The sequence below is a fragment of the Pseudomonas sp. LBUM1643 genome (assembly GCF_059716215.1).
Map to the genome: position 1 here is coordinate 2,981,950 of NZ_CP166813.1, position 12,658 is coordinate 2,994,607.

General features: G+C 59.1%; 12 protein-coding genes and 1 riboswitch. Of the genes, 5 read left to right on the plus strand and 7 right to left on the minus strand.

The window, feature by feature from the left end; all coding sequences use genetic code 11:
- Positions 1-14: 14 nt before the first annotated feature.
- A complete protein-coding gene (locus tag ACA063_RS13495; RefSeq protein WP_497666272.1) occupies positions 15-1,667 on the plus strand; it encodes a SulP family inorganic anion transporter in 1,653 nt (550 codons plus the stop codon).
- 247 nt (positions 1,668-1,914) lie between these two features.
- On the opposite strand, the gene acnB is transcribed toward ACA063_RS13495, so the two are convergent.
- Positions 1,915-4,524, minus strand: coding sequence for a bifunctional aconitate hydratase 2/2-methylisocitrate dehydratase (gene acnB / locus ACA063_RS13500; protein WP_497666521.1), 2,610 nt, complete (start codon positions 4,522-4,524; stop codon positions 1,915-1,917).
- 511 nt (positions 4,525-5,035) lie between these two features.
- Between acnB and ACA063_RS13505 the strand changes: the two genes are divergently transcribed.
- Positions 5,036-5,506 carry a DUF1289 domain-containing protein gene (locus ACA063_RS13505; protein WP_497618862.1) on the plus strand — a complete coding sequence of 157 codons (471 nt, stop codon included), beginning with the start codon at positions 5,036-5,038 and terminating at the stop codon, positions 5,504-5,506.
- Positions 5,507-5,604: 98 nt separating this feature from the next.
- On the opposite strand, the gene uspL is transcribed toward ACA063_RS13505, so the two are convergent.
- Entirely contained in the window at positions 5,605-6,468 is an 864-nt protein-coding gene (uspL, locus tag ACA063_RS13510; protein WP_497666273.1) for a universal stress protein UspL, read from the minus strand.
- A gap of 160 nt (positions 6,469-6,628) precedes the next feature.
- On the opposite strand from uspL, the gene ACA063_RS13515 reads away from it, so the two are divergent.
- Entirely contained in the window at positions 6,629-7,237 is a 609-nt protein-coding gene (locus ACA063_RS13515) for a MiaE family protein (RefSeq protein ID WP_497666274.1), read from the plus strand.
- A 28-nt stretch (positions 7,238-7,265) separates the two neighbouring features.
- On the opposite strand, the gene ACA063_RS13520 is transcribed toward ACA063_RS13515, so the two are convergent.
- Positions 7,266-7,754 carry a GFA family protein gene (locus ACA063_RS13520; RefSeq protein ID WP_497666275.1) on the minus strand — a complete coding sequence of 163 codons (489 nt, stop codon included), beginning with the start codon at positions 7,752-7,754 and terminating at the stop codon, positions 7,266-7,268.
- Between the two features lie 45 nt (positions 7,755-7,799).
- On the minus strand, positions 7,800-8,204 hold the full coding sequence (locus ACA063_RS13525) for a PaaI family thioesterase (protein WP_497666276.1): 405 nt from the start codon (positions 8,202-8,204) through the stop codon (positions 7,800-7,802).
- A gap of 161 nt (positions 8,205-8,365) precedes the next feature.
- Positions 8,366-8,533, plus strand: a riboswitch (yybP-ykoY riboswitch).
- Positions 8,534-8,541: 8 nt separating this feature from the next.
- Here ACA063_RS13525 and mntP point away from each other — a divergent pair.
- On the plus strand, positions 8,542-9,111 hold the full coding sequence (gene mntP / locus ACA063_RS13530) for a manganese efflux pump MntP (protein ID WP_497666277.1): 570 nt from the start codon (positions 8,542-8,544) through the stop codon (positions 9,109-9,111).
- A 213-nt stretch (positions 9,112-9,324) separates the two neighbouring features.
- Here the strand turns inward: mntP and ACA063_RS13535 are convergent, their stop codons facing one another.
- From ACA063_RS13535 to ACA063_RS13545, 3 genes are all read right to left on the minus strand, one after another.
- Complete coding sequence (locus ACA063_RS13535) at positions 9,325-9,954, minus strand: DNA-3-methyladenine glycosylase family protein (protein WP_497666278.1); 630 nt, start codon at positions 9,952-9,954, stop codon at positions 9,325-9,327.
- 1 nt (position 9,955) lies between these two features.
- A complete protein-coding gene (locus ACA063_RS13540) occupies positions 9,956-11,038 on the minus strand; it encodes a bifunctional transcriptional activator/DNA repair enzyme AdaA (RefSeq protein ID WP_497666279.1) in 1,083 nt (360 codons plus the stop codon).
- A 61-nt stretch (positions 11,039-11,099) separates the two neighbouring features.
- Positions 11,100-11,720, minus strand: coding sequence for a LysE family translocator (locus ACA063_RS13545; RefSeq protein ID WP_497666280.1), 621 nt, complete (start codon positions 11,718-11,720; stop codon positions 11,100-11,102).
- A 168-nt stretch (positions 11,721-11,888) separates the two neighbouring features.
- Between ACA063_RS13545 and ACA063_RS13550 the strand changes: the two genes are divergently transcribed.
- Positions 11,889-12,476 (plus strand): LysE family translocator, encoded by a 588-nt coding sequence (locus tag ACA063_RS13550; RefSeq protein ID WP_497666281.1) that lies wholly within the window; start codon positions 11,889-11,891, stop codon positions 12,474-12,476.
- Positions 12,477-12,658 lie beyond the last annotated feature (182 nt).

Consider the following 12,658-nt stretch of genomic DNA (forward strand, 5'->3'; position numbering starts at 1 on the left):
CTGGAGACAGCGGATTGCCCAGTGCCACAGCCCCAAATTCTACCGAACAGCCCAACCGTTGGCAGGACCTGCTGGCCGGGTTGTCGATTGCCGGCCTGCTGCTGCCGGAAGCGGTCGCGTATTCGAGTATCGCCGCGCTGGCACCCCAGGCCGGGGTGATCGCGTTGTTTGCCGGTTTGCTCTGTTATGGCGTGTTCGGTACCAGCCGATTTGCAATTGTCTCGGCGACTTCATCCTCTGCGGCGGTGTTGGCCGCCGCCACCGCGACGCTGGCCGATGGTGATCCGCAACTGCGCTCGACCCTGGCCGTAGGCCTGGTGCTGATGACGGGCGCGTTTTTCCTGCTCGCGGGGCTGTTCAAGTTGGGGAGCGTTACATCCTTCATCGCCAAACCGGTATTGCGCGGCTTTGCCTTTGGTTTAGCCTTGACCATCATCTTGAAGCAGGTCGCCAGCGTGGTTGGCGTACACCTGAGCGAAACCAATCTGGTGCGGTTTCTGCCGCAATTGCTGGAACAACTGCCGCAATGGAACTGGGTAGCGGCAGCGGTGGGCGCCGTGGCATTGGCCTTGTTGTGGCTGTTCGCGCGCTTTCGGCGCCTGCCGGGCGGGTTGCTGGTGGTGGTGATCGGTATCATGGCGGGGCAGTGGCTGAACCTGCCAGCCCATGGGGTGAAGCTGATCGGTGTCATCGACCTGAGTATGGACGTGCCCACCTGGCCGGCGTTGCCATTCACCGACTGGCTGCGGCTGGGCGAGTTGGCGTTTGCCATGGTGATGATCCTGTACGCCGAGTCCTATGGTTCGATCAGTTCGTATGCACTCAAACACGGGGATCGCGTCACCTCGAACCGCGATCTGCTGGCCCTTGGTGCTTCCAATCTGCTGTCGGGCCTGTTTCACGGCATGCCGGCGGGAGCGGGGTATTCGGCCACGTCAGCCAACGAGGCCGCGGGCGCCACTTCACGCCTGGCCGGTGGTGTGGCGGCGTTGGTGGTATTGCTGATTCTCTTGACCGTGCTGCCTTACATTGCCCTGACCCCGGAGCCCATTCTCGCCGCCATCGTCATTCATGCCTTGGGCCGTGGTTTGAGCCTGCAACCGTTGGGGCGGTATTTCATCTGGCGTCGTGATCGAGTGCTGGTGATCTGTGCCGTCGGCGCGGTACTGGTCCTGGGTGTACTGGACGGCTTGCTGGTGTCGGTGGCAATCAGTGTGTTGCTGATGCTCAAGCAGCTGTCGGCCGCGGATATCCAGGTGCTCGGCCGCATCGATGGCGGCCACGATTTTGTCGATGTGCAGCGCCATCCTGCGGCGGTAACGGAACCCGGTGTATTGATTGTCAGGCCGAGTGAGGCGTTGTTCTTTGCCAACGTCGAACGGATTCTGGGCGGCGCTTTGCGCTTGATCCGGCATTCGCAGACGCCGATTCACACGGTGATTTTAAGTCTGGAGGAGTCGCCGGACCTCGATGGCACCAGTATTGAAGCGTTGCAGGAGTTTTTTGGACGCGTGCATGGCGAAGGTAAACGGCTGGTGTTGGCCCGCCTCAAGTATCGGGCGCAAATCGCGTTGACTGAGTTGCCGGAAGTAGAGGCTAACGGTGTGGTTCTGAGTGGGTTGAGTGTGGATGGGGCGGTTCAGCAGGCCTTGAAGCTGAACACTTGACCCAACGTCAGAGTGAGGCTGTTTGCGACAGTGTGACAGCTGGCCACTTACCCACTGACATACCGCTATCGCGGGCAAGCCCGGCTCCCACAGTGACTGCGTTCGAGCACTGCATCTGGACACACCACAAATCCTGTAGGAGCCGGGCTTGCCCGCGATGAGGCCAGCGCTATAAGCACCTTTCTTACAGACATAAAAAAACGCCGCACATCTGACGATGGGCGGCGTTTTTTATTGCTGTGTAACGTTAGGCTTGAACGACCGGGATGTTGGCGTTCGCTGCAGCTTCACGGAACTCGGCGATCTGGTCGAAAGACAGGTAGCGGTATACATCAGCCGCCATGCTGTCGATCTTGCCAGCATATTCCATGTATTCCTCGACGGTCGGCAGGCGACCCAGGATGGAAGCAACAGACGCCAGCTCAGCCGAAGCCAGGTAGACGTTCGCGCCGTCACCCAGACGGTTCGGGAAGTTACGGGTCGACGTGGAGACTACAGTCGAGTTCGGCTCTACACGTGCCTGGTTACCCATGCACAGCGAGCAGCCCGGCATTTCCATGCGCGCGCCGGCCTTGCCGTAGATGCCGTAGTAGCCTTCTTCGGTCAGCTGGTGAGCGTCCATCTTGGTCGGCGGCGAGAGCCACAGACGAGTTGGCAGTTGACCCTTGACCTGCTCCAGCAACTTGCCGGCAGCGCGGAAGTGACCGATGTTGGTCATGCACGAACCGATGAACACTTCGTCGATTTTCTCGCCAGCAACGCTGGAGAGCAGACGGGCGTCGTCCGGATCGTTTGGCGCGCAGAGCACAGGCTCCTTGATGTCGGCCAGGTCGATTTCGATGATTTCGGCGTATTCGGCGTCGGCATCGGCAACCATCAGCTCAGGGTTGGCAACCCAGGCTTCCATCGCTTGAGCGCGACGTTCCAGAGTACGTGCATCGCCGTAACCTTCGCCGATCATCCAGCGCAGCAGGGTGATGTTGGAGTTCAGGTACTCGGTGATCGACTCTTTCGACAGCTTGATGGTGCAACCGGCAGCGGAACGTTCAGCCGAGGCGTCGGACAGCTCGAAAGCCTGTTCGATGCTCAGGTTGTCCAGGCCTTCGATTTCCAGAATGCGGCCGGAGAAGGCGTTCTTCTTGCCTTTCTTCTCGACGGTCAGCAGGCCCGCCTGGATCGCGAAGTAAGGAATGGCATGAACCAGGTCACGCAGGGTGACGCCCGGTTGCATTTTGCCTTTGAAGCGCACCAGGATCGATTCCGGCATGTCCAGCGGCATAACGCCAGTGGCTGCGGCGAACGCAACCAGGCCGGAACCGGCCGGGAACGAAATGCCCATCGGGAAACGGGTGTGGGAGTCACCACCGGTACCGACGGTGTCCGGCAGCAGCATGCGGTTCAGCCAGCTGTGGATGATGCCGTCGCCCGGACGCAGGGAAACGCCGCCACGGGTCATGATGAAGTCAGGCAGGGTGTGGTGGGTAGTCACGTCGATCGGCTTTGGATAGGCCGCGGTGTGGCAGAAGGACTGCATCACCAGATCGGTCGAGAAGCCCAGGCATGCCAGGTCTTTCAGTTCGTCACGGGTCATTGGACCGGTGGTGTCCTGGGAACCGACGGTGGTCATCTTCGGTTCGCAGTAGGTGCCAGGACGAACGCCTTTGCCTTCTGGCAGACCGCACGCCTTGCCGACCATTTTCTGTGCCAGGGTGAAGCCTTTGCCGGTGTCGACAGGCGCTTCAGGCAGCTTGAACAGGTCGGTAGGGCCCAGGCCCAGTTCGGCACGAGCCTTGTCGGTCAGACCGCGACCGATGATCAACGGGATACGGCCGCCAGCACGGACTTCGTCCAACAGCACCGGGGTCTTCATTTCGAAGGTGGTCAGGACTTCGTCGGTGCCGTGTTTGCAGACTTTGCCAGCATGCGGGTACAGGTCGATCACGTCGCCCATGTTCATGTTGGTGACGTCGAATTCGATTGGCAGTGCGCCGGCATCTTCCATGGTGTTGTAGAAGATCGGGGCAATCTTGCTGCCGAAGCAGAAACCGCCAGCACGCTTGTTCGGCACGTAAGGTACGTCGTCGCCGAAGAACCACAGCACCGAGTTGGTAGCGGATTTACGCGAAGAACCGGTACCGACCACGTCACCGACGTAGGCGATCGGGAAGCCTTGACCGCGCATTTCTTCGATCTGCTTCATCGGGCCGGTGACGCCTTGTACGTCAGGCACGATGCCTTCACGGGCCATTTTCAGCATGGCCAGGGCGTGCAGCGGGATGTCCGGGCGGGACCAGGCGTCCGGGGCAGGGGACAGGTCGTCGGTGTTGGTTTCGCCGGTGACCTTGAACACGCGCAGGCTGATCTTGTCGGCCAGTACAGGGCGGTTCTTGAACCACTCGCCATCAGCCCAGGATTGCAGCACGGCCTTGGCATGAACGTTACCGTTCTTGGCTTTTTCGGCGACGTCGTGGAAGGCGTCGAACATCAGCAGGGTGTGCTTGAGTTCTTTGGCGGCTACGGGTGCCAGTTCGGCGTCTTCCAGCAGGTCAACCAGGGTCACGATGTTGTAGCCGCCTTGCATGGTGCCGAGCAGTTCAACAGCGCGTTTCTTGTCGATCAGAGGGGAGGTGACTTCACCTTTGGCGAGGGCGGACAGGAAGCCAGCCTTTACATAGGCTGCTTCGTCCACACCTGGCGGAATGCGATTGGTGATCAGGTCAACGAGGAAAGCTTCTTCGCCAGCCGGGGGATTTTTCAGCAGCTCGACCAGGCCGGCTGTTTGTTCGGCGTTAAGCGGCTGGGGAACGATACCCAGTGCTGCACGCTCTTCGATATGTTTGCGGTAGGCTTCAAGCACAGTTATTACCCTCATCAGTGGTCCCAAATGGGTGTCCGGGACGCTCATCCCGAAATTGCCGTACTCATGCGCTGCGTGGCGTTGTGGGCCACTTAGCCAGAATTACCGACAATTCCTTACAGAAGCTGCTTTCAAAGTTTTACGCCTGCAGAACGGGGAGCTGATGAGGGTTGGCGTTGGGCTTTTCCCCGCTGGAAAAACCCTTCGCCAACACCGCTCTGAAGGAACGACTGTGCTCGTGACGCTTTGAAAACAGCTTCTAACGGACATTGGCGCCTTAAAAGGCTGGCTGATTCTACGGCAAAAAAAATTTAAAGGTAAGTCAGTCCCTATTGGACTTTGGTGGAGAGTTGCGTTGCCGGGGGAACTGCTGTGAAGCAGAGCGAGAGCGGCGGTTGCGGCGTATGGCGAAATCCAGTCGATCCAAAAGCCCTGAACGTTGAGGGGTGATCAATGGAGGACAAAGGGCTAACATGCCGACCTGTCCTGCTTTCCCGTGTTCTCCTTACCTATGCCCAATCAGACCATCAAGACCCCCTGCGTCGGCCTCTGCTCCACTGTTTACGGTGATCTGGTGTGCCGTGGCTGCAAGCGTTTTCACCATGAAGTGATCAACTGGAATGGTTACAACGAGGAGGAAAAGCGCGCCGTGTGGTTGCGTCTGGAGCAACTGTTGTCCCAGGTGATGGCCAGCAAGCTGGAAGTTTTCGATCCCCAGCGCCTGCGTGTGCAGCTGGAACAACGCAAGATCCGCTTTGTGCCGCACCAGTCGGAATATTGCTGGGCCTATCAGCTGATTGCGCGGGGTGCGCGGGTCATCAACAATCTGGAAGCCTACGGGATGGTGCTGATGCCGGAATTTCGGGACTGGAACCTGCCGGAACTGAGGGACGCGATTGATCGCGAGTTCTTCTTGCTCTCCGAAGCGCATTACCAGCGCTACATTGCGCCCGGGTTCCTCAGGGATGCCTTCGGCGGCTGATGTTTAGAATCAAAAGATCTCAGCCTGCGGCAGCTCCTACATGGGATTGGCGTTCACCCTGTAGGAGCTGCCGCAGGCTGCGATCTTTTGATCTTGATTCAATGGTGAGCCACGATCTCTTCCAGATGATCCATGATCCCCTCGGGCTTCAACACCAGCACATCACTTTCCACCGCATCCAGCACCACTTCCGCCGTATTCCCGATCAGCGCCCCGGACAACCCGGACCGCGCCACCGTACCAATCACCGTCACCGCCGCGTGCAGCTTGTGCGCCATGAACGGGATCAGTACATCCGCCGGACCTTCCTCGATATGCAAGTGACTGTCGTCGATATCGAACTCGGCCTGGAACGCCTTGCACTGTTCGCGGTAACGCGCCTCGATGGTTTCACTGAGCTGGAATGTCGGGTCGGCCGAAGACAGCATCGGCGACGGGTGGGCACTGATCACGTGCAGATGCGCGTGGGCCAGGCTGGCGATGTCGTAGCCATAATCAATGATGGTGGAGTGCAGCTGGCGGTGTTCGCCGTCGGTATTGCCAACATCGACGGCCGCCAGGACGACACCGTCTTTCCACGGATTCGCGGTTTTCACCAGCAGCACCGGGGTCGGGCAGTGACGCAGCAGTTTCCAGTCCGCCGGTGTCAGCAGGGCCTTTTTCAACGGGCTGTCGGGGAAATGTTGCTTGACCACCAGCCCGCAACCTTCCGCCTGCTGCACTTCGACAATGGTTTCGTGCAGGCTTTCATTCCAGGCCTGCTCGGTGGTGACGCTATAGCCATCCTCCAGCAGCCCGGCTTTAAGCACACCCAGCATCGCGCTGTGGTCGTGCTTGCGATCGCAGACCAGCAGGTGCAAATGGGCCTGGGTCACGCCGGCAATCAGTTTGGCGCGTTTGAGCGCCAGGCTTTCCGAGTGTTCGGGCTCGATGACCACCAGAATGCTGCGAATGGCTTGCATGTTCGGGATCTCCAAGAATTAAAAAATACTGCGTGGGACAACTATAGTTGCTGGTCGCGAGTTCGGGACTTGATGCATATCAACGGTTAGCGACTGGTGGTCTGCGGGCAGGCCGGTATAATCGGCGCCCTTCGTTTTGAACCTTCTATCCGTGAGCCCCATGATCCTTCCCGAAATTCACGAGTTCCTCGGCTGCCGCACTCCCGACGGCTGGGTCCAGGCCGCGCTGGCCGATCAGGACACGCTGCTGATCGACCACAAGAACTGCGAATTCAAAGCCGCGAGTACGGCGTTGAGTCTGATCGCCAAGTACCACTCCCACGTCGATCTGATCAACCTGATGTCACGCCTGGCCCGGGAAGAACTGGTGCATCACGAACAAGTCATGCGCTTGATGAAGAAGCGCAAGATCGAACTCCGCCAATTGTCCGCAGGGCGCTACGCGTCGGGCCTGCGCAAGGTAGTCCGTAGTCACGAGCCGGTGAAACTGGTCGATACGCTGGTGGTCGGCGCATTCATCGAGGCGCGCAGCTGCGAGCGTTTCGAGGCGCTGGTACCGCATCTGGATGAAGAACTGGGCAAGTTCTACTTTGGTCTGCTGAAAAGCGAGGCCCGGCATTTTCAGGGTTACCTGAAGCTGGCCTACCAGTACGGGGACGCCAAGGACATCGCGCAGGTGATCGACAAGGTTCGTGCCGCCGAGCAGGAGCTGATTGAATCGCCGGACGTCGAGTTTCGTTTTCACAGTGGCGTGCCAGTAGCCGCTTGAGCCGCAGGAACAAGGTCTGCGAACGCGCCTAGCCGCTCAAACCCAGTCGTGCGTGCCAGTCAGCGATGGATTCTTCAGGGTAGACATCGAACTGCTGATCCCCCGGTGTTAATTCAACCTCGACCCAAGGTGCCTTCGAGCCGAGCATCAGGTGCGTGTGTTCCGGTGGCACCGGCAACGGGGTGTCGATGGCGGACGCAAACGGGTGAATCAATGTCGGCCATTCAGGGCTAAACAGCCATAAGCCGGAACCGCAGAGCGAACAGAAATGTCGCTCGGCGGTGCTGCTATGGGCACGTTTATCGCCGTCTTCCTTGAGTCGTGCATGGTAAATCGTGATGTGTTTGCGCCCACGCACGTTAAGGCTGTCGGCATCGCCGCTGATATTGATTGCATAACCACCGCCACCTTGGGTCTTGCGGCAGATCGAGCAATAACAACGCTGATACGGGTAAGGGTGGGCGCTGGTCAAACTGAATGACACCGCGCCGCAGTGGCAGGAACCTTCGAGCTGCATGGAAACCTCCGGTAGTTCTTCAACTCACCGGAACAGCGTAGACCCTCAGCGCTCCTCGACCGGCACCAGAATCGCGTCACCCGTCGCCACCAGTTTCAGTTGATCACCGGTTTGCGCGAACAGCTCGGCGCGAGCGAATACCTGCTTCTTGCCAGCCTTCACCACCCGGCCCCGGGCGATGAACACTTCGCCAATGGCGGGTGCCAGGCAATTGACTGAAAAATGCGAAGCCAGCACGTTGCCCGCCACCGTTCCTGCTGCGAAACCACAGGCTGTGTCGAGCAAGCCGCCGATCAGGCCCGCGTGGAGGAACCCTGCATATTGCGCCATGTCCGCTTCGCGAAAAGCCATGGTCAGTTCCACTTCGCCGCTCTCGGCACGGGTGACTTCAAGCCCGGCCCAACGGTTAAAGGCTGAGGTTGAGTTGATCTGTTTGAGTGTGTTCAGCATGACGAATCCCTCCGAATGAGGTGCCAAGATGCGCCTGGGTCCGGAGGGTGTCATTGTCTATAAAGAAGGGTGATGTGCCGTTGGATTTGTGGTGAATGCATTGGCCTGTGAACTGGAACTCAGTCCAGCTATTCATGATTTTTTCACATCCCAACGGTTACCCTGCGCGCCTCTTTGGGGAGTAGCCTGTTTGCGATTCGTCGCAAGCGCCCGTATCAACATTCTCGGCAACCTGCCGTGGTGCGGGCACCTTCTGGTTGGTGAGACCATCGACATACCTGCGCTGAAGTCGGGCGCGCGGATATGTCGTGGACTCAAGCCCGACCGGTACTACTGCGTGAACCCAGCCTCTCTCGTTTTCCTTGCCTTCGCCATGTCCACCGATGCCTTCGCGGCCGCTATCGGTAAAGGCTCGGCCCTGCACAAACCCAAATTTCTCGAAGCCTTGCGTGTCGGTCTGATCTTCGGCGTGATCGAAGCCATCACGCCGATTATCGGCTGGTTTATCGGCCTGGCCGCTTCGCAATTCGTGTCCAGTTGGGACCACTGGATCGCCTTCACCCTGTTGCTGCTGCTCGGGTTGCACATGATCTATAACGGGGTGAAAGACGAAGAACCCGAAGACGAGGTCGAGAAGCCCAGGCAACATGGTTTCTGGCTGCTCGCCGTCACGGGATTTGCCACCAGCATTGATGCGTTGGCCGTGGGTGTAGGTCTGGCGTTTGTGGACGTCAACATCTGGCTGGCGGCCGGACTGATCGGCCTGGCGACCCTGACCATGGTGACGATCGGCGTGATGCTGGGGCGTGTTATCGGTAGCGTGATGGGTAAACGGGCTGAAATTGTGGGCGGCGTGGTGTTAATCATCGTCGGCGGGACGATCTTGTACGAGCATCTGTCGGCTTGAGGTAAGTCTTCCCTGCTAAACACAAAACCTGTGGAACCTGTGGAACCTGTGGAACCTGCGGGGCCTGTGAACCTGTGGGACCTGTGGAACTTGTAGGAGCTGTCGAGTGAAACGAGGCTGCGATCTTTTGACGTTGTTTTTAAAGCAAGATCAAAAGATCGCAGCCTCGTTTCACTCGACAGCTCCTACATAGCTCTTACACAGCTACTACTGCTACATGTTCTGGCTCTGGCGTGGCACCCGCCACAAATACCAGGCCGCGACCGTTCGATACGGGCGCCACGCGAGGCCGATTTCGATCATCTGCTTGCGCGTCGGCTGCACCTCCAGTCCTTTCAAACGCCGATACCCTTCACGAACACCGAAATCATCCGCAGGCAAAATATCCGGACGCTCCAGGCTGTAAATCAACAGCATCTCCACGGTCCAGCGACCGACGCCGCGCAATGTGATTAACCGCTCGATCAGTGTCTCGTCGTCCATCGCCAGCGCGGTTGCGTAGTCGGGCACCACACCGCTTAACGCTGCCTGGGCAATGCCTTGAATGGTTGTAATTTTGCTGGCCGAAAATCCGCAACTGCGCAACTGATCGAACCCGGTCGCCACCATCTGTTTAGGCTTCGGAAATGTGCCTGAGGGAAATAACGCGAGTAATCGCCCGAGAATGGCGTCGCCGGCTTTGGCGTGCAGTTGCTGATAGGCAATGGCCCGCACCAGCGATTCATAAGGATCGCGTGCCGGGTGTGGTTGATGCAGGCAAGGGCCGATGGCGGCAATGTGTCGCCGCCAGTCGTCATCGATGGATGACAGAAAAACGCTCGCGGGCAGGTAGGGATCGGGCATGTCAGAACGCAAGTTGTCGTGTGATCTGTAGCGCGGCGTTTTCCAGTCTGAGCAAATATGCCTTGCGCGGTTGTCCTCCACCATAGCCCGTCAACGAGCCATCTGCCCCAATCACCCGGTGGCAGGGCAGCACAATCGAAAGGCGGTTTTGCCCGTTTGCCAGGCCCACCGCACGGCTGGCGCCGGGCTTGCCCAACGTCGCGGCGATGGTGCCGTAGGTGCTCGTCTGGCCGTAGGGAATTTTCGCCAGTTCGGCCCAGACCTGTTTGAAAAATTCGCTGCCGGGCAGGTGCAGCGGGACTTTGAACTCGGTCAGCTTGCCGGCGAAATACGCTGCCAGTTCTGCTTCGATTTGCTGCAAGTGAGCGTTGTGTCCGGGTGCGATGGCATAGCCGTGGCGGTTCTGCAGAGCCTGGATTTCCCGCGTCAGCGCCGGTCGATCAAGAAACTCCAGCAGCACCAGTCCTCGCCGTTCAGCCATGGCAATCATCGGCCCCAGCGGGGTGGTGAGGCGGGTGAACAGCAGCGGTTCGCTATTGGCGGCGCGGCCGGGGGTGATGTGGAAGGACTTCTGGAAGGCATCGCGGAAACCGCTCAGGGACTCATAACCTGAGTCGAACGCGGCGTTATCAATGGAATCGCCCTGTCTGATTCCGCCCAACGCCATGCCCAGACGCCGGGTACGTAGCCAGGCGTGGAAGGTCATGCCGAAATGCTGTTTGAACCAGCGCCGCAGCTTCAGCGGCTCCACGCCTTCGGCCAGTAGTTGGGCATCGGTCCAACGCTGGTCGGGGTCACTGTCGACGCAGGTGAGCAGTTTTTGCACCCAGTCCGGCGCGATGGCGGCAGCATCCATAGGCTTGCAGCGCAGGCACGCGCGATAACCCGCCGACAGGCATTCATCGGCGTGTGCGAAGAACTCGACGTTCTCAGGTTTTGGCTTGCGCGCCGTGCAACTGGGTCGACAAAAGATGCCGGTGGTTTTGACGGCCGTAAAGAACACCCCCTCGTAGGAGGTGTCTCGTTCGAGCATGGCACGAACCATCTCGGCGTGGGGCGGAAGCAAAGCGTTTTGTAGGTTCATGACGTGAGCATAGGGGGCGTCGGTCAGTGTCTCCACCGGAAAATCGACAGAGAATTTCTCGTCAGGCCCGGCGCGCCATCAGCAACACCGATCCGGCCGCCGAGAGTAACCCGGCACAGCAGCGGTTAAAGATCCGTTTGCCACTGGGTTTGGCGAACCATCGGCGCATGTGCAGCCCCATGTAGGCATAAGCTGCGATGGCAATCCATTCGAGGACCAGGAACAGCGCGCCCAGCACGGCGAATTGTGGGGTGATCGGCTGGGTTGGATTGACGAACTGCGGCAAGAATGCGGTGAAGATCAGGATCGCTTTCGGGTTGCCGGCGGCTACCAGAAACTCCTGCCGTGCCAGCGCTAAAAGCCCGACGGGCGCGCCCTGTACGACGTTTTCAGTGCCAGAGTCGGCTCGCCACAGTTGCCAGGCAAGGTAGAACAGATAGGCCGCACCCAGAATCTTGATCCCGTAGAACAACAGTTCAGAGGTCTGCAGCACCACTGCCAATCCCGCAGACGCCAGGGCGATCATTCCGGCAAACGCCAGCAGCCGACCCAGGCCGGCCATGCACGCGGTGCGGTAGCCATAACGGGTGGAATTGCTGACCGACAGCAGATTGTTCGGGCCCGGAGCCATGTTCAGCGCGAAGCAGGCAGGAAGAAAGAGGGAGAGGGTGGTGAGGTCCATGATCGGCTCCAGAAGCGAGAACGGTATTTTTACCATGGTCGTTTAACAGCCGACCCGTACAGTGCTTGACGGTCGTCGCGGTACAGGTGAGGGGTGTTTTGTTCAATACAGGGATTGCATCGCACTTTACCGTCGTGGCTGGTACCACTGAATTGAAGAGGGTGTGTGATGAATCTGATTGTCTCCATGGCGGCGTTTGCATTGGTGGCTTCGATAACGCCGGGACCGGTGAACATCGTTGCGTTGAGTTCAGGTGCCCGATTTGGTTTTCGCGCCAGTCAGCGGCATGTTGCCGGCGCGACGCTGGGGTTTGTGTTGTTGCTGGTGTTGATGGGATTGGGGCTGCACGAAGTGCTGCAGATCTGGCCGGGGCTGACCCGGGTTGTGCAACTGGCGGGGGTGGCATTTTTGTTGTTCATGGCCTGGAAACTGGCCGCTGACGACGGGCGTCTCGATGCGAAGGAGTCAGGTCGGGCGCCGTCGATGCTCTACGGTGCCGTCATGCAATGGCTCAACCCCAAAGCCTGGCTAGCCTGTGTGGCGGGCATGGGCGCTTTTGTTGCCGATGGCGAGGCGCGATTGGTCTGGCAGTTTGCGGCGGTGTATCTGGTGATCTGCTATGTGTCCGTCGGTTGCTGGGTCTACGCGGGGACGTTTTTGCGCGGCTACCTGAACAACCCGGCGGGTATGCGGATGTTCAACCGGGGAATGGCGGCGTTGTTGGCGGTGAGCGCGGGGTACCTGTTGTTGCCTTGACTGCACACTGCGTTGGTTTTGGATGTGTATGAATGGCCGTTGAATTGCTTTTGTGGCGAGGGAGTCCACTCCCGCTCGGCTGCGGTGTAGGAGCTGTCGAGTGAAACGAGGCTGCGATCTTTTGATCAAGACTGGTAGGCCGCAGAGGGCCGCTTCGCAGCCCAGCGGGACGGTGCGACGAT